Below are 25,396 nucleotides of genomic sequence, written 5' to 3' on the forward strand. Positions count from 1 at the left end.
CCGGGTGCTTCGCTTTGCGGAGTATCCGGCATTCGTACAGAAAGGGCGGTGTGAAGCATGGCATATTATGCAAGGAAAACGGCGGGCTTTCTGGTAACGCTGCTGCTGGTGTCCCTTGTGACCTTTGCCGTGTTCCAGATACTGCCCGGCGACCCTGCCACCGTCATTCTGGGCGTGGACGCGGACCCGGTACAGGTGGAGCAGCTGCGGATCGCTATCGGCGCGGATAAGCCCATTTGGGAACGGTTTTTCACATGGATCACCGGGGCGCTGCGGGGGGACTTGGGAATGTCTTACCAGTACCGCCAGCCGGTGACCGACCTGATTTCCGGCGGGCTGTCCGTCACGGTGGCGCTGGCGCTGTTTTCCCTGCTGCTGACGGCGGGGATCGGCATTCCCACCGGGCTGTGGCTGGCAAGGCATGGGAAAAAGACCTATGCCGCGCCCATCACGTTCCTGTCCCAGCTGGGGCTTTCTGTTCCCGCCTTCTGCATGAGCATCGTGCTCATCGAGATTTTCTCCGTCCACTTGAAATGGCTGCCCTCGCTGGGATATACCCCCTGGACGAGCAGCCCCATAAAATGTCTGCAAAGTTTGCTGCTGCCCTCGCTGGCGATCGCGTTCAGCTCCTCGGCGGTGCTGATCCGCTATGTCCGCACCAGCGTGGTGCGGCAGGAGGGAGAGGGTTATGTGCGCACCGCCCGCAGCAAGGGCGTTTCCTCCCATAAGGTGCTGTGGGGGCACGTGCTGCGCAATTCGTTGATCCCCGTGCTGACCATTTTCGGCATGATCGTCACCGATGTGCTGGGGGGCAGCATCATCATTGAAAACGTGTTTTCCCTGCCGGGCATCGGCAGGCTTGTTGCCACCGCCATTTCCACCAGGGACCTGCCGCTGATCCAGGGGCTGGTGCTGTACCTGGCGGGAATCGTTGTGGTGTGCAATTTTGGCGTGGACCTGCTCTATTCGGTGATCGATCCACGGATCAGGCTGAAATGACGGGGAGGTGGGCATTTGAGAATTTCTGAGATATGGAAGCAGTGCTGGCACAAAAAGAATTTTGTCGCCGGGGCTTGTATGGTCGGGCTCATGCTCCTTGTGATGGCAGTGGGCTTTTTCTGGATGCCCTACGACCCCGAAGCCATGGAGCTGGACAACAAGCTCAGCTTTTTTTCTTCCGCCCATCTGCTGGGAACGGACCAGTTTGGGCGGGATATCCTCAGCCGCATGATGGAAGGGGCAAGGTACTCCTTTTTGATCGGCGCGGCGGCAGTGGCAACAGGGCTGCTGCTGGGCGGTGTCATCGGCACGGTGGCAGGCTATTACGGCGGCAAGCCGGACGAGCTGGTGATGAAGCTCATCGACGTGCAGATGGCGTTCCCCGGGGTGCTGCTAGCGTTGATGCTCATTGTGGTGTTCGGCGTAGGGCTGGGCAATATGGCGCTGGCGCTGGGCATTATGTCCGTGCCGCGGTTCGCGCGGATCACCCGCAGCGGGTTCATCAAATACCGGGAAGCGGAATTTATCAAAGCCGCCCGGGTGCGGGGCGCGGGGGACGGGAGGATCATTTTCCGGCACATTCTGCCCCATGTGGCGCCGGATATCATCGTCACCTGCTCCCTGGGCTTTGCCGGGGCGGTGATGAGCGAAGCGGGGCTCAGCTATCTTGGCTTGGGCATTCAGCCGCCCACCCCCAGCTTTGGAAAAATGCTCAGCGAAGCCCAGGCGTGCATTTTGCAGGCGGGCTGGTACGTGCTGGTGCCTGCCGCCGCCATCACGCTGCTGACCATGGGCTTCAACCTGATGGGAGACGGCTTGCAGGAGGTGATCGGGCATGACAGATAAACGGCAGCCTCCTGTCCTTGCCGTGGAACAGCTGACTGTGGAATTTCCCGCAGGCGGCGGCTATTCTGCCGGGTACTGCCCCGCGGTAAAGGACGTGAGCCTTCAGGTGGAGCCGGGAGAAATGGTGGCGCTGGTGGGGGAATCCGGCTGCGGCAAAACCGTCACGGCGCTGACCGCTATCGGCTTGCAGCCGGACGCCGCAAAAATCACCCACGGCAGGGTGCGGTTCCAGGGCGCGGAGTTGCTGGGACTGACGGAGGAGCAGTGGAACCAGTACCGTGGAAAGGAAATTTCCATGATCTTCCAGGAGCCGATGACTGCCCTGAATCCCCTGATGAAGGTGGGCAGGCAGATCGCCGAAGCCGCCCGCGCCCACGGGGTATCCCGGAAAGAAGCGGCAGAGCAGACCCTTGCCATGATGGAGCGGGTGGGTCTGCCCGACGCGAAGCGCCTCTATCACGAGTATCCCCACCGCCTGTCCGGGGGTATGCGCCAGCGGGTGATGATCGCCATGGCGCTGTTGAACCGCCCGGCGCTGCTCATTGCGGACGAGCCCACCACGGCGCTGGACGTGACCATTCAGGCGCAGATCATGGAGCTGATCCGCCGTATGAACCGGGAGCTGGGCACGGCGGTGCTGCTGATCTCCCACGATTTGGGCGTCATTCGCCAAATGTGCAGCCGGGTGTACATTCTTTATGCCGGGCAGGTGGTGGAAAGCGGTCCGGTAGAGCAGGTGCTTTCCCACCCCATTCACCCCTACACCAAAGGGCTGGTAGCGTCCATTCCCACGCTGGAAAAGCGGGGCAGCCGGCTGCGCCCCATTCCCGGCACTGTGCCGCCTTTGGAGGAACGCAGCGGCACAGGCTGCCCGTTTTACAACCGCTGTGAAAGAAGACGCCCCCAGTGCGAAAGGGAACACCCCCCCAAAGTCCAGCGGGGAGCCCATATGGCGCTGTGCGCAGACGCAAAGGAGGAAGGGCTATGAATGTTGACACACAGCGGAACCGACCTCTGCTGCAAATTGAACACCTGACTAAGGAATTTAAGCAGGGCAAGGATAAGATTCTGGCAGTTTCCGATTTCTCGCTGGAAATCCGGCGAGGGGAGATTTTCGGGCTGGTGGGGGAATCCGGCTGCGGGAAGTCCACCCTGGGACAAATGCTGGTGCACTTGCTGGAGCCTACGTCTGGAAAAATCCTGCTGGACGGGCAGGACGTGACAAAGCCCTCGAAAAAGGAGTTCCGGGAGCTTTGCCGGAGAATGCAGATCATTTTTCAGGACCCCTACGCTTCTATCGACACGAGCAAGACCGTGGGCTGGCTGCTGGAAGAGCCCCTGAAAATTCACGGTCTCGGCGAAAGCCCCCAGGGGCGGCGGGAAAAGGCGCGGCAGATGCTCTGCGCCGCCGGGCTGGACGAAAGCTATCTCACCCGCTGGCCCAGCGAGCTTTCCGGCGGGCAGCGGCAGAGGGTCGCTATTGCGCTGGCGCTGATCCTGGAGCCGGATTTCGTGGTCTGCGATGAACCCGTGTCCGCGCTGGACGTGTCCGTGCAGGCGCAGGTGCTGAACCTGCTGCTGGAGCTGCGGGAAACCTTCGGTCTGACCTATCTGTTTATTTCCCACGACCTGAACGTGGTCTCCTACCTTTCCGACCGTATCGGCGTGATGTACCTGGGCAATCTGGTGGAGCTGGGCGACAGCCGCCAGCTGTCGGAAAACCCGCTGCACCCCTATACAAAGGCGCTGTTTTCCGCTGCTCTGGCGGCGGAGGGGAAGGCGGAGCAGGTGCTGCTTACCGGCGATCTGCCCAGCCCGGCGGACCCGCCCTCCGGCTGCCCGTTCCACACCCGCTGCCCGGAATGCACGGACCGCTGCAAAACGGAAAAGCCCGTCCTCCGTCCTTTCCCGGACGGGCGCTTTTGTTCTTGCTTTAATGGACGGGAAAAAGACTTTGTGGTATGAAATACCACAATTCTCCTGCGGAGAACCGTCTTTTTCCACTGCGCTGAGGGTACACTGCCATAAATAGACAAAGAATCGCATAAGCAAAAGAGGGACAAAGCATTGCTTTGTCCCTCTTTGCTATTACGTGATTTGTTGTGTTTGCCCGAAAATTCCGCAGGCGGTTCCCAGCGGCTTTTTTGTTATCCGCCCAGATAGGCGGCTTTTACGGCAGGGTCGGCAAGCAGCTCCTTTGCCGGAGCGGACTTCACGATCTTTCCCGTTTCCAGCACATAGCCGCGGTCCGCTACGCTCAGCGCCATCTGAGCGTTCTGCTCCACCAGCAGAATGGTGGTGCCCGCTTTATGCAGGTCTTTGATAATGCTGAAAATCTGATCTACCAGAATGGGGGCGAGACCCATGGAGGGTTCGTCCAGCATCATCAGCTTGGGGTCGGACATTAGGGCGCGCCCCATGGCAAGCATCTGCTGCTCGCCGCCGGACAAGGTGCCGGCGATCTGCTTCCGGCGCTCCTTCAGCCGGGGGAACAGCTCGTAGACCCGTGCCAGATGACCGCTTACATTGCCGGATTTTTGGGTGTACGCGCCCATTTCCAGATTTTCTTCCACAGTCATCTGCAAAAATACCCGGCGCCCCTCCGGCACATGGGCAAGCCCGTGCGCCACCAGCTTGTGGGGGGCGGCGCTGCCGATATCCTGCCCTTCAAAGACGATGGAGCCCGTCTTGGAGCGCAGCAGCCCGGAAACAGTTTTCAGGGTGGTGGATTTTCCCGCGCCGTTTGCGCCGATCAGGGTGACGATCTCCCCCTCGTCCACTTCAAAGGAAACGTCCTTAATGGCGTGAATGACGCCGTAATAGACGTTCATATTGTCAACTGTCAGCAGCATTTTTTACACCTCCCGTTTTTTGCCCAGATAGGCTTCGATGACCTGCGGGTCGTTCTTGATCTCATCGGGAGTGCCCTTGGCAATGATCTCGCCGAAGTTCAGCACGCATATCCCCTCGCAGATACCCATGACAAGGGACATATCGTGCTCGATCAGCAGCACGGCAATGTGGAACGTGTCCCGGATTTTCACGATGTTGTCCATCAAATCGGCGGTTTCCGAGGGGTTCATGCCCGCTGCCGGCTCGTCCAGCAGCAGCAGCTTGGGATCGGTGGCAAGGGCGCGTAGGATCTCCAGCCGCCGCTGTGCGCCGTAGGGGAGGGAGCCCGCCTGATGGTTCGCCAGGTCCTCCATATCGAAGATACGCAGCAGCTCCATGGCTTTTTCATGGCAGCGCTTTTCCTCTTTCCAGTAATTGGGCATTCGGAGGATACCCTGGAACATTCCGTATTTGGTATCGTTGTGCAGCCCCACCTTCACATTGTCCTCCACGGACAGGTTTTTGAACAGGCGGATGTTCTGGAAGGTCCGGGCAATGCCCGCCTTGTTCACCTGGGAGGTGGTCATGTTGTGGGTGTCCACGCCGTCCAGCAGAATGGTGCCCCGGGTGGGCTGGTACACCTTGGTCAGCAGGTTGAACACCGTGGTTTTGCCCGCGCCGTTGGGACCGATCAACCCGGCGATCTCCGTGCGCCCAATGGCGGTGTTGAAGTCCTTTACCGCAGTCAGACCGCCGAAATCAATGCCCAGATGCCGGCATTCCAGAATGGGGTCCTGATTGATGTCCCGTTCGGGGATTTTATTTACGCTGGGGACGGGAACCAGCTTGGTGGGAGTTTTTTTGTTATGGTCGCTCATGCTGCCTCCCCTCCTTTCGCGGTGTCGTCGCCTTTCTCTTTCCGAAAGCGGGAGAAAAAGCTCTTGATGACGGAATTATTGGTCGCCAGCATGACGAGGATCAGCACAATGGCATACACCAGCATGCGGTAATCCGCCAGGCCGCGCATGGCGGGAGTCTCAGGCAGAATGGTGAGGAAAGCGGCGGCAATGATGGAGCCCCACATCTTTCCCTGACCGCCCAGAACCACGTAGACCAGGATCAAAATAGAGGTGTTGAAGTCGAATTTGGAGGCAACGATGGTGTTCTGCCCCAGCCCGTACAGCGCCCCGGCAGCGCCTGCCAGAGCGGCGGAGGTGACGAACGCCATCATTTTGTACTTGGTGATGTTCAGCCCCACGCTTTCGGCGGCAATGCGGTTATCCCGAATCGCCATGATCGCTCGACCTGACCGGGAATTTACCAGATTGAAAATGACCATCAGCGTGACAAGGATCAGCAGGAAGCCAGCCAAAAAGGTGGAAATTTTCGTAATATTGGGAATGCCCATGGGACCGTTCAGGATCATTTTCCCGCCCTCGCCCAGCGTGACGGTGGGCTGGAGGAAACTGGCGTGGAGCCCCTTGGGGTCCGCGCCCACATAAAGGTTTTCCACAATGGACTTGATGATCTGCCCGAAGGCAAGGGTCACAATGGCAAGGTAGTCGCCGTTCAGCCGAAGCACGGGGACGCTGATCAGCAGCCCTACGATACCGGCAAACACCGCGCCGATAACAAGCGCCGCCAGCAGCCGCAGCCCATCGGAGGGAATGGCGTCCTGCAATGCGGAAGCCGCCACTACCCCGGAGAAAGCGCCCACGCTCATGAAGCCCGCATGCCCCAGGCTCAGCTCTCCCAGCACCCCTACGGTCAGGTTCAGGGAAAGCGCCATCACCACATAGGCGCACACGGGGATCAGCTGTCCCTGCAGGGTGGGGGAGAGCTTACCGCTCATGGAAAGGGGCTGCAAAATGGCAAATGCAAGGATCACGCCCAGATAGGTCAGGAAATTGGTCCGGGTCGCGGAAGACATGGTTTTCAGTTTATTCATGCCGCCACCTCCTTATACCTTCTCGCGGACCTGCTTGCCCAGCAGCCCGGTAGGCTTGACCAGCAGGACCACGATGAGAACGGCAAACACAATGGCGTTTTGCAGCTGGGTGGAAATGTAGCTGCCCGCGAAAATCTCAATGACGCCCAGCAGCAGCCCGCCCAGCAGAGCGCCTGGAATGGAGCCGATGCCGCCGAACACCGCGGCGGTGAACGCCTTGATACCGGGCATGGAGCCGGTGGTGGGCACCAGAATGGGGTAGCTGGACATATACAGCACGCCCGCCACAGCGGCAAGGGCGGAGCCGATGGCAAAGGTCATGGAAATGGTGGTGTCTACATTGATGCCCATAAGCTGCGCGGCTCCCTTGTCTTCCGAGCAGGCGCGCATTGCCTTGCCCATTTTGGTCTTTCCCGTGAACCAGGAGAGCACCAGCATGATAATGACGCAGACCACCACGTTTACCACTGTATTTACGGAAATACGCAGCTCGCCGCCCAAAAAGGAGAGCGCGTCCCCGGTCAAAAAGGCGGGGAACATCTTATTATTGGAGCCCCACAGCAGCTGAGCGCCGTTTTGCAGGAAATAGCTGACGCCGATGGCGGTGATCAGCACTGCCAGGGAGGGGGCCTGCCGCAGAGGCTTATAGGCAAGCCGCTCAATGACCATGCCCAGAACGGTGCATACGATCATGGCAAGCAGCACACCGACCAGCGGGGGCAGATCAAAGCTGGAAACAGCGAAAAAGCAAATGTACGCGCCCACCATAATTACGTCGCCGTGGGCGAAGTTCAACATTTTGGCAATACCGTACACCATGGTATAGCCCAGAGCAATAATGGCGTAAACGCTGCCCAAGCTGATACCGTTAATGAGCTGGGTCAGAAAATTCACCATTGGGACAACACCTCATTTCATTTCTCAAAGTTTTCAAGGCGCCTGCCTTGATACAAAAGGAAGCGGGTCGCCGCCGGACGGCGACCCGCTTGGGAGTAACCTTTTGTTGTTTCTAAAAAATCAATCCATGCCCACGTAAGCGCCGTTCTGAATGACCATGCCCTTGGGGGCTTTGGTCACAGCGCCCGTGGTGTCCCATGTCATGCCCTCGCCGGTCAGCCCGTCGAAGGTCATGCTGGTGAACTGCTCAATGAGCGCGTCGCAGGTATCGGAAACGCTGGTGTCGGCGGTGACGCCGGCAGCGGTAGCGGCATTGTAGATGGCGTACACGCAGTCGTAGGCGTCGGCGGCGAACTGGTTGGGCACCTCGCCGTACAGTTCCTTATACTTATTGACAAAGCTCTGCGTAGCTTCGTCCTCCGCGTCGGCGTTGAAGGGGGTCAGCAGCATGACGCCCTCTGCCAGGGAGGTGTCAAAGCCGTCCACGCCCAGAATGCCGTCCATACCGTCGATGCCGAACCACTTGGGGGCATAGCCCATGGCGTTTGCCTGGGTGAAGATCAGCGCGGCGGCGTCATAGTACATAGGCAGGAACACCAGGTCGGCGCCTGCGCTCTTGGCAGCGCCCAGCTGCACGGAGAAATCGGTCTTCGTGTCCTCGGTAAAGGTCTGTACGCTGACAACATTCAGCCCCAGTTCCTTTGCCTTGGCGTCAAAGCTGTTGTAAACGCCGGTGGAATATACGTCGTCGTTCTTATAGATAACGGCGATGGAGGACCCCAGCTTCTGGTCGAAAATGTACTGTGCGGAAGCGGAGCCCTGGTTGGGGTCCACAAAGCACATCTGGTAAATGCTGTCCTTCCGCTCAATGTCTACCGTGCCGGTCAGGGGGTTGGCAACGCCGCCCAGCACGTCGGTGGAGGAAGCGGAGGGAGTCAGGTAAAACATGTGGTCGGCATTGGCTTCCACAGAGGTGGCAACGCCGGGAGTGGAGGTGACGCTGCCCAGGAAGACCTGCATTCCCCAGGACTTCAGGGTGTTGTATGCGTTCACGGATTTTTCCGCGTCGTGGGCGTCGTCCTCATATTTCAATTCAAACTGCAGACCGCCCAGGGCGTTTATCTCGTCAACGGCGATCTTCGCGCCGTTGGCAGCGGCAGTGCCGTAGATGGCGGCGCCGCCGGTCAGAGGTCCTACACCGCCGATCTTGATAGCGCCTGCGGTAGAAGCAGGGCTCGCGGCAGAGCCGGTAGAAGAATCAGCGGTAGAAGCAGCAGAAGAATTGGCGCCGCTCTCGTTGGTGCCGCCGGTATTGCCGCCGGAGCAGCCTACCAGCGCCGCCACCATGCAGACGGCAAGGATCAGTGCAAAAACTTTTTTCATATTTTTAGCCTCCTTTATTGCTGATGACAATTATATCCGTCGCACTTGCAATTGTCAATTGTGAATCTTCCAAAAGAAATTCGCTTTTTCCCAGCGTTTCCATGAAACATGACGAAATTGCAAATCTGAGAATTGAATGTAAGAGGAGCTCAACTTGCAAAATTTGCCTTTTCGGCACAAAAAATCAGGCAGGGAAGCGCGCTGCGCGCTTCCCTGCCGATCCTGTTTTTGATTTCAAAGCTTCCCCCGGGACCTTTAACCCCCTGAGCGAAAGCGCCGCACCGTTCCCGTAACGGGCTATTTCAAAATAAGCCGCGTTTCTCCGGGATTCAGGGTCGGCAGCTTTCCTTTGATCTTGGGGTGGGAAAGCTCTTCCCGCACCATGTCCCGCAGGACGGTGCCCCGGTTGGAGCCGTGGATCACCCGCAGCTCCGTAATGCCCGGCTGGGCGTGATCCAGCCAGTTCAGCAGCAAATCCTTTGCGTCCTCCAGATAGACCCCGTGGAGGTCGACCGTCATCACCGGGCCTTCCCGCCGGAACCGCATGGGTCATTCCTCCGCGGCGGACTGGGAAGCCTGCTGGGCGAACAGGGTCTTCCTGCCGAAGAACAGGATCAGGAAGCCCACAAGGAACAGCAGGGCAAGGCTGATGACGCCGATGGAGTCCCGCCCGGTCAGCTGCGTAAAGGTGCCCACCAGCACAGGACCGATCACAGCGGCGAATTTGCCGAAAATATCGAAGAACCCAAAGTATTCGTTGGAGCGGTCGGCAGGCACCAGCTTGCCAAAATAGGAACGGGAGATCGCCTGAATGCCTCCCTGTACCGTGCCCACCAGGAACGCCATGCACCAGAACAGGGTCAGGGACAGCCCCAGCGCGGATTCGTCTCCGGGGTGCTGCTCAATGTTGAAGCCCATGAAGAAGCCCACCACGCAGATGCAGAAATACACGACGATGGCGCCGCAGAGCACTTTGATGGAGCCAACCTTTCCCGCCAGCTTGCCGAACAGGATAGAGAAAGGGACGGCGACGATCTGCGTCACCAGCAGGGCAAGGATCATGCTGACGGTGTTCAGCCCCAGTTTGGAGCCGTAGGAGGTAGAGATGGAAATTACGGTGTTCACACCGTCAATGTAGAAGAAATATGCCAGCATAAACAGGAAGATACCCTTCTGGGAGAAAATCTCCTTTGCGGTGCGCCCCAAATTGGAGAAGGAGGAGCGGACCAGATTTTTCTGCGCTTCGATATAGTGGGTCTGCTTGACGTTTTTCAGCATGGGAATGCTGAAGACCGCCCACCAGAGGCTGGTCAGGACGATGATCAGCTTGAAAGCTACGGGGTTATCCTGCCCCATGACGAACAGCAGGACGATGGACAGCAGGAACGGAATGGTGCTGCCGCCGATGTAACCCATGGCATAGCCCCAGGAGGAGACCCGGTCCATGCGCTCCGGGGTGGTCACATCGGTGAGGAAGGAATCGTAGAACAGGCACGAGCCGGAAAAGCCCACATGGGAAATGACATAGCCCACCAGCAGCAGCCGGTAGTCCCCGGTAAAGGCGTTGCACAGGGTGAACACCACGCCCAGGATCAAAAAGCCTGCAAAGAGCTTTTTCTTGTGCCCCTTGTGGTCGCCCAGCGCGCCCAGAATGGGGGCGAGGATCGCCACCAGAAAGGTCGCCACCGAGGTGCCGTAGGACCACAGCACCAGATTATCCGCGCCGTTTGCCTGGCATACGCTGCCAAAGTACAAGGGGAAAATCGCCGCCAGAATATTGGTGGCATACACGGAATTTGCCCAGTCGTACATGATCCAGCTTTTTTCGATTTTGGTAAATTTCCTGTCGTTTGTTTTCTCAGCTGATCTCGCCATAACAGGCGCCCCCTCCTCATCCGCTGCACTTGCCGCGGAGCTTCTTTTCTAAATCATCTCACATTTTTCAAAAATTTACAATAGCAATTTCAGGATTTAGAAAAATTTGTCGATTTCGCCCAAACAGAATGGTTCATCTGCCTTTGTCAGCTTCACCGGCAGGAGCTGCCCGTGAAGCGGCACGGCGGAAGCCGCCCGCACAGGGGTGTAGTTCCCGGTATAGCCCTCGTACACATTTTCCGCCACCGGCTGTTCAAAAAGCACTTCCTCGGTCCTGCCCACCTGCGCTTCCAAAAACGCCCGCTGGGTGGCGGCGGTGGCTTCGATCATTCGGCGGCTGCGCTCCTCCTTCACCTTTTCCGGCACCTGCCCCGGCGCATTATAGGCTTTCGTGCCCGGACGGCGGGAATAGGCAAACACGTGGACCCTGGCAAAGCCGATCTCTTCGGCAAATTTCAGGGATTCCTGAAATTCCTCTTCCGTTTCCCCGGCAAAGCCCACCATAATGTCCGTGGTGATGGCGCAATTGGGAAAAGCCGCCCGCAGGTTCTGCACGATCTGCCTGTATTCCCCGGCGGTATAATGGCGGTTCATGCGGCGCAGGGTGGCGTTACAGCCGCTTTGCAGGGAAAGGTGGAACTGGGGGCAAAGCTTTTCCTGCCTTTGCAGCCGGGCGATCACGTCCTCCGTCAGCTGCTCCGGCTCTAAAGAGCCCAGCCGCACCCGCCGAATGCCCGGTTCCTCACAGGTGGTCTCCACCGCGTCGCAGAGGTGCAAGCCCAGGTCCTGCCCGTACGCCGGCAGGTTGATCCCCGTCAGCACCACTTCCCGATAGCCGTGGGCGGCAAGCTTATGTACCTCCGCCCGGATATCCTCCAGCGGTTTGGAGCGCACCCGCCCCCGGGCATAGGGGATAATGCAGTAAGAGCAAAAGCGGTTGCAGCCGTCCTCGATTTTCAAAAAAGCCCTGGTGCGCCCGTGAAAAGCGGACACCTCCATTTTTTCAAATTTGTCCCCGGCTTCATGGGGAGGAATGTCCACAATGCGCTGTTTGTCGGAAAGATAGCGGAGCACATGGGGCAGCAGGGCAGAGCGGTTTTTCGTACCCAGCACGATATCCGCGTCCAAAAACTCCTCCGCTTCTTTCGGGAATGCCTGAGACCAGCACCCGGTCAGCACCATCACCGCCCCGGGGTTCTGCTTTTTTGCCCGGCGCAGCGTTTGCCGGGCTTTCTGCGCCCCTGTAGCCGTGACGGCGCAGGAATTTACCACCACCACATCGGCAGTCTTCCCGTCGCCGGCTTCCTGAAAGCCCCCCTGCAGCATGGCTTCCAGCATGGCTTCCGATTCGTATTGGTTCACCTTGCAGCCCAAGGTGTAAAATTTTACTTTCATGACGCGACCCTTTCCTGTTCTGACTTTTTTCCTGGAAAACGGCAGATCAATTTTCAACCGTCTGCTGTTCTGTCAGCGCTTCCAGCTCCTCGGAGAGCCTGCTCCAGTCCAGCAGCAGGGCTTCCGCCCGCTCCCGCAGGGAGAAAAGCTCTTCAGAGACTTCGGTGATTGCCTGATAATCCGCCGCGATCTCCGGGGCTTCCAGCTTTTTTTCCAGTGCGGCAATGGCGCTGTCGTTTTCCTCGATCTCTCCCTCTAACCGGGCAAGGGCGGATTTCTTCTTCCGCACCTCGGCTTCCCGCTCCTTCCGCAGCTTGTAGAGATTTACCTTCGGCTCGGCGCCCTGCTCCTCCTGCGCCTGCTGGGTTTCCCGTTTTTCCAGATAGTAGTCGTAATTTCCGTGGTACAGCGTGGCGCCGTTTTTATCCAGCACATATACCTTATCCGCCAGCTTGTTGATGAGGTAGCGGTCGTGGGAGACCACGAACAGGGTGCCGTCATAGCCAGAAAGTGCGTCCTCCAACGCTTCGCAGGAGCCGATGTCCAGATGGTTGGTGGGTTCGTCCAGCAGCAGGAAGTTCGCCTTGGACAGCATGAGCTTCAACAGCAGCACCCGCGCCCGTTCGCCGCCGGAAAGCCCGCCCACGGGCTTGAACACGTCCTCCCCCTGAAAGAGGAACACCGCCAGCGCGCTGCGCACCTCTGTCTGGGTCATGCGGGGGTGCAGGTCCCAGATCTCGTCGATCACCGTTTTTTCGTCGTGAAGGCTCAGCTGGGACTGCTCATAATAGCCGATATCCACTCCCGTGCCGATCCGCACGGTGCCCGTGTCCTGCTGGTACTGGTTCAGCAGGATTTTGAACAGGGAGGTCTTGCCGCAGCCGTTGGGACCGATGAGGAAAATCTTTTCTCCCCGCTTGATCTCCAAATTCACATTTTGGAACAGGGGCGCGCCGCCGTCAAAGGAAAGGGAAAGCTCCTCGGCGGTGAGTACGTCGTCTCCACTGCGGCGGCTGGCGTGGAACTGGAACCGAATGGAAGAGGGGTCCCGTTCCGGCTTTTCCAGCGTGGCTTCCAGGCGGTCGATGGCCTTTTGCTTGCTGGCAATGGTCACATAGTTCCGCTCCTGGTTCCACCGCCGCTGCTGCTCGATAATGCCCTCAATGCGCTTGATCTCCTTCTGGGTGTTCTCGTAGACCCGCTCCATGGCAAGGCGCTTTTCCTCTTTTAACGCCAGATACCGGGTGTAATTTCCCTTATAGGACTCCAGATGGGTGGACTGCAGCTCCAGGGTGCGCTCGGTCATCTTGTCCAGAAAGTAGCGGTCATGGGAAATGACGATGTAGGAGCCGCTGTAGTTTTTCAGGAAATCCTCCAGCCATTCCACGGCGTTGATATCCAGATGGTTGGTGGGCTCGTCCAGCAGAAGCAGGTTCGCCCCGCCCAGCAGCATTTTGGCGAGCTGCAGCTTTGCCTTCTGCCCGCCGCTTAAAACGCCCACCCGGTTGTGGAGCTGTTCCTCCGTGAAGCCCAGCCCGATCAGGGCGCTTCTTGCCCTTGCCCGGCAGGTCAGCCCGCCGCCGTCTACAAAGCGGTCGTTTAACTCCGTCTGGCGGAGGATCAGCTTTTCCAGCTCGTCCTCCGGCGGTTCCTGGGACAGCAGCCGGCTCAGGTCGTCCAGCTCCCGTTCCATTTGCAGCAGCGGGGTAAAAACGGTCAGGACTTCCTCCAAAGCCGTCTTTTGAAAATCCCGGCAGACGTGCTGCTCCATGTAGCCCAGCGCGGTCTCTTTGGAAAATACCGCCGCGCCGCTGTCGGGGGTGTATTCCCCGGTCAGCACCTTGAACAGCGTGGTTTTCCCGCTGCCGTTGACGCCCACCAGCCCGATGCGCTCACCCCGCTGCATTTCAAAGGTGATGTTTTCCAAAATCACGGTTTCCCCAAAGCTCAGGGAAATATCGTTCACGGTCAAAATAGCCATAGTTCGTTCAATCCTAACTTGAATTTTGCCCGGCAAAGCGGCTTTCGCCCTCTGCCTGTTTTTTCAAGCTATATTATACGGGAAAACCGTGTGTTTCGCAAGCGGGTATTGGAGGATACTGCTTTGCCCTCAGGGCGGCAGCGAAAATGGCAGGAACCTGCTTATTTTGACAGGAACGGATTTCCCAGTTTTTCAATTTTTTCTTGACATCACCCTTGGTATGGGATATACTTAAAACAAAAGGTAATTGAAAAATTATTATTTATTTCATGCAAGAGCGCTTAGCTTTTCTGCATGATATTCTGCGAAAGGGGGAATGCCGGAAACGGTTGGGAAGCTGTGCTATACGGAAAGGAGGGAGAAAATAAAAAATCTATAGTAAACCGAAGGGCTGGACACCCGCCGGAATCGCTTCCGGCGCTCGGGATACTATAGACAAGCTGACTATACGATACCTTTGCGGAAATTGCAAGCGGAAAAACTTGGAACTAGGGGCTTTTCCTGTCCTTGTTCCCGGACTGTTCCGAAAAGAAAGAAAAAACGAAAAACACCCGCTCCAAAAGGAGCAGAGAGGATCAGAATATGAAAAAGAAGAAAACCATAAAAAGAATTTGTTCCTGGATTTTGACAGCGGCGCTGTTAATTTGTACCAGTATGATTCCTGCTAAGGCAGAAACAGTCACCCAGCCGGAAATAACGGATACAGACGTATTCATTTCCGAGGAAGCGGCGCAGTATATCGCCGAGTTCTTTATCCGCGACATGGCGGAAAGCGGCACGACCATCTGGAATGCCGATACTGCCGTTACGGAAATCGTTCCCATGTATGATGAAACAGGGGAGAATGTGGTAAGCTACACGGCAAGGCTGACGGACGGCTATCTTGTGATCTCCGCCTATGCCGACGCCCCCAGCCTGATCATGGAATGGGCGGACGAAGCCGAGCCGGTATATGAGGAGCTTCCGCTGAACGAGGATACCAAAATCATTCATACGGGGGCACTGGCGTATTTTGCCGATAACGGCGGGGCAACCGTAGTCAGCGCGGAGGGGGCGGAAGTTCCAAGGGCGGAGCTGTCCTGCCAATTGATGGATCAGCGAAGCCCGGAAAATGTTCCCGTGGCACTGGCGGAAGCCATTGAGGAACGGAACCGGCTTTCCGCTTCCTTGGAGCAGGGCATCTCACCGCAGGATAACGGGGCGATCGGGGATTATATTTCCGACCCATATGTTTACGCCCAAAATGTATACGGCGGCACGTGGAAATGTAAGGATTACGCCAACTATTGGGAAAACTACACCAGTTCCGCTAGAGTTAGTTTATTTGAAAATTATAAGGGGGTTCATTACTATAATCATTGCGGTCCCGTAGCGATTACAAATATTTTGAAAATGTATGGTAAAAAATACGGAAATTCGTCCTTAATCAACAAATCCTACGGCGAAATATTCGAAAAGGTAATTGCAGCCAGCAAAACAGCTTCTCCGAATTATTATATAAATTCTTCAAAGGGCGGAACGAAAGGTGCCACCGCAAATAAGTTTATTGAGGCATCCTTCCGGCAATTTGGCATCGCACCGGGTACAAAAATCAAGACCTTTGGGTCATATGAAGTAACTTATGAAAATATAGTCAATGCAACCACAGCAGACCGCTTGATGTACATAATGTTATGGGAGTATGGTTCCGGTGAAGTCCCTCATGACGTAGTCGGGTACGCTTATACCAATATTTATAATACAAAAACCAACAAGGCGAGAGCCTTTATCAAAATCTGCGATGGTTATGTAGTTACTCCACGATATATTGACGCAAGTCAACTGGATACAGGGTATGGTTCAACGCCTTATTGGGAAGTGAAGTTTTACAATTGATTTGTGATGGATGGAGGACCGAAATATGAAGCATATCAAAATGACAAAAAACAAGCTGATTTCACTTTTCCTGCTGGATATCTTCCTTTTCGCCGTCGGGCTGTCGCTGCTCTGCTGTCCAAGCACGCTCCTGATGCAAAAGCTGCCCTTAGAACCGGGACAATTCTTTCGCTTCCGCAAGGACGCCATAACGGGGATAAAGTTCGGCGGTTCCGTAGAGCTTACAGGGGAGGAGCTGGACAAAGCGCTGTCCTGCCTGGAAAGCTTTCGATATCAATCTATGTTTTCTCAAGACTGGCTGGACAGAACCAGAGCGGAATATTCCTTTCATCTGCAAAGCGTTTCAGAAACGGAATATTCCGCTGTATCTACCACGTTTTATTTTGAGGAAAATAAGCTCCAGAGAGGATTGACCTCGTACATCAGCGACCAAAGCCCCCTAAAGGCTCTGATAGAACTGGCGGGATTCCAAACAAAGGAGTGAGCTTGATGAAAACAAGGACCTCCCGACTGTGCTTGACATTCTCCGTACTTTTCACGATGGCAGCGATCTGCACGGCAGCTTTCGGCTGTGTGCGGCTGTGGCGGCAAAGCCAAAAGGAGCCCGGGCAGATATTCTGTTTCTCCGGAAAGCTGGTTTCTGCCATAGAGTTTGAGGACCCCGCCACCGGGAAACAGGTAGTGATCCAGGATGATGAAGCTCTGAAATGGGTCATCAACGACCTCAATCAGTACAGATATTCCTATGCTTCTGCTTCTCCTACTGACGAAGAACGTCAAAAATCGCGTATAATCCGTATCCATAACGGTTGGCGGTGGGAAAGCTACCTGATCAGCAGCGAAGGGTTTCTGATCGACGGGGTCTGGTATGGCGGTGACAGAATCACAATGTCCTCCCTCTGCGGTTACGTGGATTAGCCGTCTTGCAAAAGCGCCGTAACATTTTTCAGACCCGGTGAGCATTTCCTGCGGGTGCGTTGCGCCAAGAGAATATGATTGGGAAGTCGAATTTTATTGAGGTGCTATCAGTGAAAAAAGCGAATGGAAGCAATATAGCAGCTATCATGAAGCGAATTTTTATTATCGCACTCTGCTGTCTGGCGGTTTTCATTGTGTATCAGCGGTTTTACAAGCTGGAAGAAGGGGGAACTGCGGGAGCTTCACACATTGAGCCCCGAGGGGATCGTGGAGCTTCGTACCGATGGCGGCGTAGTAGCAGACCCGGAAGCAGCGGTGAAAATCTGCCAGATTTTACGTGAATTTCGCTACGAGTATGCTGTGGATTATCCCAGATATCCCGGCGGGGGACTTCTTCTTGCGTTTTATTATTCCGACAGTCCTCGAAGAACCGGGCGAAAATTTATAATCAGTGACGATATGAGTTCTTTGTATGTGAACGGCAGGATGTATTATGGCAAGCCCGAATATTTTAATGAAGTGATGGACTTGGTGATAAGCAATATCAAGATATCTTCTTAGCTGCCCGCTCTGCCCTGCATGGTATCAAAGAAAAAAGGGAGGGAAACTCCATGATTTCCACACCACGGAAAAGGCGCAACGGGAAACGCATTGCCCTATGGGTGGTTCTTGCTGTGTTTGTCTTTGTCGAGCTTGCCCTGCTGGGGATCGTACTGGGAAACATCATCTACCAGAAATACGTGATTCCTCGCCCGGTGGAATTTACCACCTTTGCACCTTTGGAACGCAGAATTTTCGATTTGGACGCTTCGGAAATTACAGAAATCGAGTATACAGGCAATGTAGACGTGGAAAAGTTTCAAGAACGTATCAAAGCGAACCCGGAAACTCCAAAAGGATTGTTGATGCCAAGATACGAGTTTGAAAGCAGAGATGAAATAGAAGAAATCGTGGAATATCTTAACTCCTTTCGATATTCTCTCACTGCTCCCGGACCGGATTACCGCCATATGAACTATGGAACAGAATCGGAATGTTGTTTGGTACTGTACACCAAACAGAAAGACAAAAGCTTAGGTATGACGATTCAAAAAAACCGGGTGCATATCGGCGAGGTATGGTACTACGGTGACCCGGAATATTTTTCCCGGTTCATGGGAATAGAAGCAAAGCTTCTGGACGGAACATTTTTGGGGTTTTAAGAAAAAACACACCCAAACCCACAAACTTGAATTTATTGCCAAAAAATATAAGCCCAAGGGCTCCTATCCCTTGGGCAACTGCGGAAAAGAGAGGGAAACCTCTCCTTTTTTGCGGGATAAGCGAAGGATCTTGCGGAATTTCCCGAAGCGCTTGCGGCTTTTCAAAATGTGGAGTATGATAAGAAAAAACAGGGGGAGATTTTATGCAAACAGGGGTTAGCACTGCCTGCCTGTACCCCATGGAGACGGAGCAGGCGCTTGAGCTGCTGCTCTCCCTGGGATACCGGCGGTTCGAGGTGTTTTTGAATTCCTTTGAAGAAATTGAACGCCCTTTCCTTCGGGAACTGAAGAGACGGGCGGACGCTTTTGGCGCCACTTTTTGCTCGGTGCACCCCTTTACCAGTCCGTTAGAATCGTTGCTGCTGTTCGGCGACTATTCCCGCCGGACGGAGGAGGGCTTCCGTCTCTATCAAAAATACGGGGAAGCGGCGGCGTACCTGGGCGGGGAATATGTGGTGATCCACGGACAGCCCCAGGGGCACGGCAAGCTTTCCGACGAAGAATACTGGCAGCGGTTCGGAGAGCTGACCCGGGTTTTGCTCCCCACCGGGGCAAGACCTGCCCAGGAAAATGTGCGGCACCATCGGAGCAGCTCGCCGGGATTTATCCGCGGTATGCGGGACTATTTGCAGGAGGACTGCGCCTTTGTACTGGACGTGAAGCAGTGCAGAATGTCAGGCTGTGCGGTGGTGGACATGGCAGCCGCTATGGGCAGCCGCCTTGCCCATGTCCATTTGAGCGACTGCGCCGCGGGAAAGCCCTGCCTGCTGCCGGACATGGGAACCTTTGACTTTCCGGCTTTTCGGCAGGTGCTGGAGGGACTTTCTTATCAGGGAACGGTAGTCACCGAGGTGTATCGGCAGAATTTTTCCGACCCGTCGGAACTGGAAACTGCCCGAAACAGGGTGGAAGGGGTATTTTTCTAAAGCTTTTTCTCAAAATTTCTTGCTTTTTCTACATCTTGTATTGTATAATAAATAAAATATAATAGGTTTAATGAGTTTTCAGGAGGTGTCCGTCCGTGAAATGTCCTTTTTGCGGCTATACGGAAAGCCGCGTTATTGACTCCCGCCCTACCGACGAGGGGGAGCGTATCCGCCGCCGCCGCGAGTGCCTGAAGTGCGGCAAACGCTTTACTACTTACGAGATCATCGAAAGCGTACCCATTGTGGTCATTAAAAAGGATAAGTCCCGTGAAACCTTTGACCGCAACAAGCTGCTGAACGGTCTGCTGCGCGCCTGTGAAAAGCGCCCGGTTTCCGTGGACACGCTGGAACGCATTGTGGACGAGATCGAAAACCTGCTCCAGAATTCTCTGGACAGAGAGGTTTCTTCCCAGCGGATCGGCACTTACGCCATGGAGAAGCTGAAGACCGTGGACGAGGTGGCGTATGTGCGCTTTGCCTCGGTGTACCGCCAGTTCAAGGACATCAACAGCTTTATGGAAGAGCTGAGCAAGATCATCAGCAACAAAAAGGAGCTTTAAGCAACGCAGAAAAAGCGGCCCTTTGTGCAAACGAAGGGCTGCTTTTTGTACCCAAATTCCCCGCTGCTTCATACAATGGGAAGAAAGCAGCGTTACGTTCTGCGGGAAAACCGGCGGAAGCCCTGTGACGCCGCAACGATTCAAAGGAGGAGATTTCATGCCCGAAAACGAAGGCACTCCCGAATTCGATTGCCGGGATTATTTCAAGGAAGCGGTCTGTATCGACGCCATGCGAATCTACGATTCCTGCAGCGACAAAGACTGCCTGGAAGACATAAGGGTGCTGTTCCCCGCGGACCGGCAGGCATTGGTGGACAACGCCACGAACGTGAGGATCAAGGACGTAAGCGTCATCACGGTGTATCTGGACCTGCAGCCCATTCCCTTTAACAAGGGCTTTTATTCCGTGGATATGACCTTTTTCTTCGACGTATCGGTAGAGCTGTTCGGCGGCGCCGCGTCATGTCCCGTCCCCGTCAGCGGTGTATCCATCTTCAACAAGAAGGTAGTGCTGTACGGCAGCGAGGGCAACGTGAAGATGTTCTCCTCCGATCAGTGCGAGGACACCTGCGAGCCCCAGGATTCCACCGTTCTGCCCAAAGCAACGGTGCAGGTCGCTGAGTACAAATGGAAACAGCAGATGTGGTATAGCGGTCAAACTAAATGCACTAGATATTGAAAACGAGCAGCTTGATATCAAGTTGCTCGTTTTTGTGGCGAGATAATTGAATGCATAAATATTCTCAGTCATTCAATCACTTCGCGCATTTTCTATAATTACGCCCATTTTCACTTCGCGCTACAGAGAAGGTGATCCACGGGACAAGCATTAAGCTTGCTCCGCACGCGAAAAACTATATTACTTATTCTGAAACAGACGTTCCAGCTATTGCAGTTGGAGCGTTTGTTTTTTGGCAAACTTCAGCGCCAAAGAACCCCCGGTTCAACCGGGGGAAAGTAAAAAAACGGAGCAAAAGAAATAACCTCCCAGGTATAATGTGGTAAAGGTTTGGCAACCGCATTACCAAGAACAAAGGAGGTCATTTTTAATAAAACAGAGGATAGAATCAGGCATACAGCAGGCGAGAAGTGCAAACCACCAGTGCTACTGGTGGTTTTGATGGAGTGATACAAATAAGCATGGCAGCTGTAACAGAGCCGTAAATACTAAACTTGCACCTATGGGTACGGCAATCGTATAGTGTTGCAGCATCAAGAAAACAAAATACACCAATGCAAAGCCAGTTGCCAAGGTGATAGCTACTTTTCTGAACACCTTTTTCTCTTTTTGAGTCAACCGTCGGCTTTCTGAGTCAATAGGGCTAAAAGCAGAAATTGGGATCAAGGCTACAAGAACGCATACTGTTACTGTCCAGTATAGCGATAACTGAATTACAAGCCGGATCCCAAAAAGGAAAAAGGCAAATAGCGCAGTTGAAACGAAAGTGCAGACAACAGGTGACTTGAAGTGAAAGCCCCCGCAGAATTTCCGTATTATCCAAAATGGAAAAATGAATAAGAGGGATTCCACGGGGATGTGAAAAAAACACCCAATAATTAGTGCCAGAGCAATTGGGAATAGATTAAAAAGTACACAAAAAACTCCGTATTCATAAATGAGACGGTCACTTTCCGCAATTGCGCCTGAATTTGAAAGCCAATTAGTGATCTTCCTCGATACCTGCAGGATCATTTGATTATGCTGAAGCGGTTTAACTCCTTTGGGGCTTCAGGCTGATAGATCACGGTTGACGATACGGTATTTGCGTTTACAAACAAAACGGCCGAAAGGAAAGTCATGAGGGCAACGGCAAGCTTCTTAGAATGGAATTTCAAATTTAACATTAGTACACATCTCCTTTTTTCTGAATTCTACCATGTTTTACCATAATTACATAGAGGAAAGTGGCAAAACAACAGTTTTGTGATAGAAGTGGGGGAAAAGATACAAAAACAGCCTCAAATTTTATCTTAAAACGAAAAAATCCCTAAAATTTACAAAAAGTTTCTCCGTTTATATATACTACAGAATTATGCGGTGAAAATTGGTTAACATCGCCATATATTATTGATAGTATGTAAGAAAAGAGCGGAGGAATGTCTGTGGAATTTGACAGTACTGAAGTGGGAAGACGAATCGCCAAAAGGCGGAATGAGTTGGGATTAAAGCAAACTCAGGTTGCAGAAATTTTGGAAATCAGCAATAATCACCTTTCAGGTGTTGAACGAGGCAGGACTCTATCCAGTCTTCCCCTATTTGTAAAAATCTGTAATGTTCTACAGGTTACACCGGATTATCTGCTGGAAGGCACCATGCATTCCAACAATGTTCCTCTAAATATTATGGAAAATCTCCGATTGTGTGATGAAGATGATGTTGAACTTGTGGAACAGTTTGTGCGTATGCTTCTAAATCGAAAATCCCACCCAAAAAGTGATATCACAATTTGAAAGAAGGAATGATGGCGTGAGAATAGTGATATGTGATGACGATGAGCAAATCCTTGCAATTTTGGAAAGGTATCTAAACGAATATTTTCATAAAGCTCATTTGAAAGGATATGAAATTGCTTCGTACATAAACGGAGAAGCGCTTTTATCCAGAGAGGAACGGGTGGACATTGCTATTTTAGACGTTGAGATGCCGGGGCGTAGCGGGATTTACATAGGGAATGCCTTGAAGAAGAAAAACCGGTACGCAAAAATCATTATTTTGACCTCTTTTTCTGACTATTTGGACGAGGCGATGAAATTTCAGGTTTTCCGCTATTTGTCAAAGCCGATAGATAAAAAGAGATTATTTCGGAATTTGGGTGAAGCGATCCGCCAAAATACCGTGGACACGGAACCAGTCATGATAGAAACGCACGATGGGGTGATCACCAAATATGCGGACGGGATAGTATTGGTAGAAGTTACTGGCCGTCGTGTTATGATTCATACAGAAAGCGAAGATATCAGTTCCATACGCCCGATTAAATATTGGGACAAGCTTCTGGAATTAGGAAGCTTCTATAAAACACACCGAAGCTTTATTGTGAATATGAGATATGTGTCCTCCTTTTCCAGAGATCTGGTCTTTTTAACAGTTTCAAGTGAAAGGCGCTATACTGCCTATTTGACAAAGCGAAACTACCAGAGCTTTAAGAATTCCTATATGCTGTATTTGGAGGGGTCAAAGTGATAAATGATAGGTTGTATTTTGCTTTGGTGTATCTTGTGGAAGCATTGATTGCCTGGCAGTATTTTTCCGCCATAGCCGAAAGGAGGACCAGGAAGGGAAGAACTTTTTTGATCTTTTTTATTGGATATGGAGCAGCTTCTCTGGTATTTCAAGTGTCGGCGTCAATTGCTTGGATCAATACAAGTATTTTTACAATTGTCAACTTTTCTATCCTTTTGCTCTGCTATTCCTGTTCATGGAGGCGTGCAGTTTTTCATTCTGTTCTATTAAGCTGCATTATGACTCTGAGCGAGTTGTTGATTCTTTTCCCGTTGGGAATTATTTTTGACGATTTTACTTTATACCTGTCCAGCGATGTTGTAAGGATCATTCTGTTTATTATGAGTAAGCTGACATATCTCATTGCAGCGAAGGTATGCGCCGCAATCACAATGAGGAGACAGAAGCGTAAACCCAATACAAAAGCAGTGTACCTGTTTTTGGGCAGCTTCTTTGTTTCGTCCCTTTTATTACTTCTTTTTCTGTATTACCTCAGTGTTACAGTGGATATGACTCCACGAGCGGCGGGGATCATGATAGTCTGTTCTATACTCTTCTTTGTCTCAAATATCTTGGTTTTTGTGGCGTACCAATATGTTCAGAACCTGAATAAGGAATATCTGTCTCTTGAGCTTATGCGGCAGAAAGGAAAATCCGATAGGGAATACTACAAATTGCTAAAAGAGCATTATGAGGACCAACGGGTGTTGATTCATGATATTCGGAATCATTTGGAAATTCTGCGACAGATCGCAGATAAGCAGCAGGATTTGGAATCCATAAAGTATATTACGGAACTTGAAGAGATGCCCGCCCTCCGCAAAAAAATGGTGTATTGTGAAAACTCTGTTCTCAATGCGATACTCGTACATTATGCTGGCATTTGTGAGGAAAGGAACATCTTATTCTGCGCCAATATAGGAAATGGCACTACAGACTTCATGGACGGGTCAGATGTTACCGCTTTACTGGGCAATTTATTAAGCAATGCAGTAGAAGCGTCAGAAGCGTCTGAGCGCGCTGAAATCGATCTTAGTATCGAAATAAGGCAGCCCCAGAAGGTTTTCGCGCTTATATTGACAAATACTTGCGGCATATCTCCCACTGAAGGAAAAGATGGAAAATATATTACTCAAAAAACGGATAATGAGCATCATGGGATAGGGCTAAAAAGCGTTCAACGGGTGATGAAAAAGTACCATGGTTTTATACAGCAATATTACGATTCTGACGCTCATACTTTTCATACTACTCTAATGATTCCAGCTGAAAATTAAGAAGGTGGGAAAAGAAGGTGATTCTCTCGAGGAACGAGACATTCGCCTTCTTTTTACCCAAAAACTGCTATTTTCCGTCTTTCCGTGCAACACGTCTTGTTTTTGTAGTGTAAAGGAAATAGAATCTTTACTAAGTACATGACGTCAAAAAACATTGCGGAAGAAGCTGAAGGCTTGGACATAGAGTCACTGGTTCGAGAATATCTCACTTTTTGTGAAAAGCAGAAGAAGCTCAGTGCAGCGACAATGAAGGGGTATAGAATTGATCTATGCCAATTTCTGGAATTGCAATCAAATGGTGGCCCTATTCTCTCCAAGGAAACCTTGAATCGGTTTTGTAGGGCGCTCAATGAAAAATATATGCCGCGTACAGTAAAGCGAAAAATGGCATCGGTTCATGCGTTTTGCAGGTGGCTGGAATTTGAGGAAGTCATAGATAGTGATCCGTTTCGTAAGGTAAATACAAAGATACAACAGATCAAACAGATCCCTCAATATCTTCCCCTGGCTTCAATGGAGCAGATCCTGAATACAGCATATCGAAGGCAACGGGAAGCGGATAGGCGTAAACCAGCGTATAAGGTCAGTGTTCAAAACGTTGCTGTATTGGAATTGCTGTTTGCAACGGGTATTCGGGTATCTGAGCTATGTGCTTTAAGACGGGAGAATTATCAAACTCATCCAGGCGCAATTCGGGTTTTAGGAAAAGGGAACAAGGAGAGGATTATTCCCCTTGAAAATCGGGAAGTGATCATGGCGCTGGAAAAGCACATCGCTCTCTATTCTGACTTAATCGAAAATCAGGGATATCTTTTTTATAATCAGCGAAAAATGCCGCTGTCCCAACAGTCGGTACGGAATATGGTATCAAAATATGCCCGGGAATCAGGGATACCGGGTAAGACCACCCCTCATGTAATTCGTCACACATTTGCCACTCTTATGCTGGAACAGGAGGTCGATATCCGCTATATTCAAACTCTGCTGGGCCACAGCTCTATCCGCACAACCGAAATATACACGACCGTTAGCTGTACCAAGGAACGCCAGATTATGGCGACCAAGCACCCTAGGAATCTTTTGACTTTATTTGCAGGTTAATACAACATTATCCGTAAAAAGTCAAGAGAAAGATAAGAAAAAAATCACCTATTTTTGTGTAGGTGGTTTTTTTATCCGCATTTTTGGAAAAATTGCCA

27 protein-coding genes are annotated in these 25,396 nt (G+C 52.7%); 16 read left to right on the forward strand and 11 right to left on the reverse strand.

The genetic code is table 11. The features are described from left to right. The first annotated feature begins 57 nt into the window (after positions 1-57). From AB8996_RS01170 to AB8996_RS01185, 4 genes are read left to right on the forward strand one after another with little or no spacing between them, the layout of a single operon-like run. Positions 58-999 (forward strand): ABC transporter permease, encoded by a 942-nt coding sequence (locus AB8996_RS01170; RefSeq protein WP_369297141.1) that lies wholly within the window; start codon positions 58-60, stop codon positions 997-999. A 15-nt stretch (positions 1,000-1,014) separates the two neighbouring features. Next, positions 1,015-1,845, forward strand: a complete 831-nt coding sequence (locus AB8996_RS01175; RefSeq protein WP_369297142.1) for an ABC transporter permease — start codon at positions 1,015-1,017, stop codon at positions 1,843-1,845. Further along, on the forward strand, positions 1,835-2,833 hold the full coding sequence (locus tag AB8996_RS01180) for an ABC transporter ATP-binding protein (protein WP_369297143.1): 999 nt from the start codon (positions 1,835-1,837) through the stop codon (positions 2,831-2,833). Before AB8996_RS01175 ends, AB8996_RS01180 begins: the two co-directional genes overlap by 11 nt. Beyond that, positions 2,830-3,810: an ABC transporter ATP-binding protein gene (locus tag AB8996_RS01185; RefSeq protein WP_369297144.1), complete on the forward strand. Its 981-nt coding sequence runs from the start codon at positions 2,830-2,832 to the stop codon at positions 3,808-3,810. The genes AB8996_RS01180 and AB8996_RS01185 overlap by 4 nt, the downstream gene beginning before the upstream one ends. A gap of 182 nt (positions 3,811-3,992) precedes the next feature. Here the strand turns inward: AB8996_RS01185 and AB8996_RS01190 are convergent, their stop codons facing one another. The 9 genes from AB8996_RS01190 to abc-f form a co-directional block, all read right to left on the reverse strand. Further along, on the reverse strand, positions 3,993-4,694 hold the full coding sequence (locus tag AB8996_RS01190; protein ID WP_369297220.1) for an ABC transporter ATP-binding protein: 702 nt from the start codon (positions 4,692-4,694) through the stop codon (positions 3,993-3,995). 6 nt (positions 4,695-4,700) lie between these two features. Further along, positions 4,701-5,555: an ABC transporter ATP-binding protein gene (locus AB8996_RS01195; RefSeq protein ID WP_369297145.1), complete on the reverse strand. Its 855-nt coding sequence runs from the start codon at positions 5,553-5,555 to the stop codon at positions 4,701-4,703. Further along, a complete protein-coding gene (locus AB8996_RS01200; protein ID WP_369297146.1) occupies positions 5,552-6,625 on the reverse strand; it encodes a branched-chain amino acid ABC transporter permease in 1,074 nt (357 codons plus the stop codon). Before AB8996_RS01200 ends, AB8996_RS01195 begins: the two co-directional genes overlap by 4 nt. Positions 6,626-6,637: 12 nt before the next feature. After that, complete coding sequence (locus tag AB8996_RS01205; RefSeq protein ID WP_369297221.1) at positions 6,638-7,519, reverse strand: branched-chain amino acid ABC transporter permease; 882 nt, start codon at positions 7,517-7,519, stop codon at positions 6,638-6,640. Between the two features lie 123 nt (positions 7,520-7,642). Continuing rightward, positions 7,643-8,905 (reverse strand): ABC transporter substrate-binding protein, encoded by a 1,263-nt coding sequence (locus AB8996_RS01210; protein ID WP_369297147.1) that lies wholly within the window; start codon positions 8,903-8,905, stop codon positions 7,643-7,645. A 297-nt stretch (positions 8,906-9,202) separates the two neighbouring features. Further along, the gene (locus AB8996_RS01215; RefSeq protein WP_369297148.1) at positions 9,203-9,424 is read right to left on the reverse strand and encodes a Smr/MutS family protein; all 222 of its coding nucleotides are present in this window, start codon (positions 9,422-9,424) and stop codon (positions 9,203-9,205) included. Between the two features lie 30 nt (positions 9,425-9,454). Continuing rightward, complete coding sequence (locus AB8996_RS01220; RefSeq protein ID WP_369297149.1) at positions 9,455-10,780, reverse strand: MFS transporter; 1,326 nt, start codon at positions 10,778-10,780, stop codon at positions 9,455-9,457. 96 nt (positions 10,781-10,876) lie between these two features. After that, positions 10,877-12,175: a tRNA (N(6)-L-threonylcarbamoyladenosine(37)-C(2))-methylthiotransferase MtaB gene (mtaB, locus tag AB8996_RS01225; RefSeq protein ID WP_369297150.1), complete on the reverse strand. Its 1,299-nt coding sequence runs from the start codon at positions 12,173-12,175 to the stop codon at positions 10,877-10,879. A 46-nt stretch (positions 12,176-12,221) separates the two neighbouring features. After that, positions 12,222-14,156 carry a ribosomal protection-like ABC-F family protein gene (gene abc-f / locus AB8996_RS01230; RefSeq protein ID WP_369297151.1) on the reverse strand — a complete coding sequence of 645 codons (1,935 nt, stop codon included), beginning with the start codon at positions 14,154-14,156 and terminating at the stop codon, positions 12,222-12,224. Positions 14,157-14,810: 654 nt separating this feature from the next. Here abc-f and AB8996_RS01235 point away from each other — a divergent pair. The 8 genes from AB8996_RS01235 (at position 14,811) to AB8996_RS01270 (ending at position 20,376) form a co-directional block, all read left to right on the forward strand. Next, complete coding sequence (locus AB8996_RS01235; RefSeq protein ID WP_369297152.1) at positions 14,811-16,031, forward strand: hypothetical protein; 1,221 nt, start codon at positions 14,811-14,813, stop codon at positions 16,029-16,031. A 25-nt stretch (positions 16,032-16,056) separates the two neighbouring features. After that, entirely contained in the window at positions 16,057-16,515 is a 459-nt protein-coding gene (locus tag AB8996_RS01240) for a hypothetical protein (protein ID WP_369297153.1), read from the forward strand. Between the two features lie 32 nt (positions 16,516-16,547). Next, complete coding sequence (locus tag AB8996_RS01245; RefSeq protein ID WP_369297154.1) at positions 16,548-16,949, forward strand: hypothetical protein; 402 nt, start codon at positions 16,548-16,550, stop codon at positions 16,947-16,949. A 192-nt stretch (positions 16,950-17,141) separates the two neighbouring features. Beyond that, complete coding sequence (locus AB8996_RS01250) at positions 17,142-17,510, forward strand: hypothetical protein (protein WP_369297155.1); 369 nt, start codon at positions 17,142-17,144, stop codon at positions 17,508-17,510. Between the two features lie 50 nt (positions 17,511-17,560). Continuing rightward, positions 17,561-18,151 carry a hypothetical protein gene (locus AB8996_RS01255; RefSeq protein ID WP_369297156.1) on the forward strand — a complete coding sequence of 197 codons (591 nt, stop codon included), beginning with the start codon at positions 17,561-17,563 and terminating at the stop codon, positions 18,149-18,151. A 203-nt stretch (positions 18,152-18,354) separates the two neighbouring features. Then, positions 18,355-19,137 carry a sugar phosphate isomerase/epimerase family protein gene (locus AB8996_RS01260; protein ID WP_369297157.1) on the forward strand — a complete coding sequence of 261 codons (783 nt, stop codon included), beginning with the start codon at positions 18,355-18,357 and terminating at the stop codon, positions 19,135-19,137. A 95-nt stretch (positions 19,138-19,232) separates the two neighbouring features. Then, complete coding sequence (gene nrdR / locus AB8996_RS01265; protein ID WP_369297158.1) at positions 19,233-19,697, forward strand: transcriptional regulator NrdR; 465 nt, start codon at positions 19,233-19,235, stop codon at positions 19,695-19,697. Positions 19,698-19,854: 157 nt separating this feature from the next. Continuing rightward, entirely contained in the window at positions 19,855-20,376 is a 522-nt protein-coding gene (locus AB8996_RS01270) for a hypothetical protein (RefSeq protein WP_369297159.1), read from the forward strand. A gap of 426 nt (positions 20,377-20,802) precedes the next feature. Here the strand turns inward: AB8996_RS01270 and AB8996_RS01275 are convergent, their stop codons facing one another. Both AB8996_RS01275 and AB8996_RS01280 read right to left on the reverse strand, forming a co-directional pair. After that, positions 20,803-21,390 (reverse strand): accessory gene regulator B family protein, encoded by a 588-nt coding sequence (locus AB8996_RS01275; RefSeq protein WP_369297160.1) that lies wholly within the window; start codon positions 21,388-21,390, stop codon positions 20,803-20,805. Further along, complete coding sequence (locus tag AB8996_RS01280; protein ID WP_369297161.1) at positions 21,387-21,542, reverse strand: cyclic lactone autoinducer peptide; 156 nt, start codon at positions 21,540-21,542, stop codon at positions 21,387-21,389. The genes AB8996_RS01275 and AB8996_RS01280 overlap by 4 nt, the downstream gene beginning before the upstream one ends. Before the next feature lie 258 nt (positions 21,543-21,800). On the opposite strand from AB8996_RS01280, the gene AB8996_RS01285 reads away from it, so the two are divergent. The 4 genes from AB8996_RS01285 (at position 21,801) to AB8996_RS01300 (ending at position 25,298) form a co-directional block, all read left to right on the forward strand. Then, on the forward strand, positions 21,801-22,148 hold the full coding sequence (locus tag AB8996_RS01285) for a helix-turn-helix domain-containing protein (RefSeq protein WP_369297162.1): 348 nt from the start codon (positions 21,801-21,803) through the stop codon (positions 22,146-22,148). A gap of 25 nt (positions 22,149-22,173) precedes the next feature. Then, positions 22,174-22,881: a LytR/AlgR family response regulator transcription factor gene (locus AB8996_RS01290; RefSeq protein ID WP_369297163.1), complete on the forward strand. Its 708-nt coding sequence runs from the start codon at positions 22,174-22,176 to the stop codon at positions 22,879-22,881. A gap of 26 nt (positions 22,882-22,907) precedes the next feature. Beyond that, positions 22,908-24,197 (forward strand): sensor histidine kinase, encoded by a 1,290-nt coding sequence (locus AB8996_RS01295; RefSeq protein ID WP_369297222.1) that lies wholly within the window; start codon positions 22,908-22,910, stop codon positions 24,195-24,197. Positions 24,198-24,335: 138 nt separating this feature from the next. Continuing rightward, positions 24,336-25,298, forward strand: a complete 963-nt coding sequence (locus AB8996_RS01300) for a tyrosine-type recombinase/integrase (RefSeq protein ID WP_369297164.1) — start codon at positions 24,336-24,338, stop codon at positions 25,296-25,298. Positions 25,299-25,396: the final 98 nt, after the last annotated feature.

This window comes from uncultured Neglectibacter sp. (genome assembly GCA_937958185.1).
Lineage (GTDB): Bacteria > Bacillota > Clostridia > Oscillospirales > Acutalibacteraceae > Acutalibacter.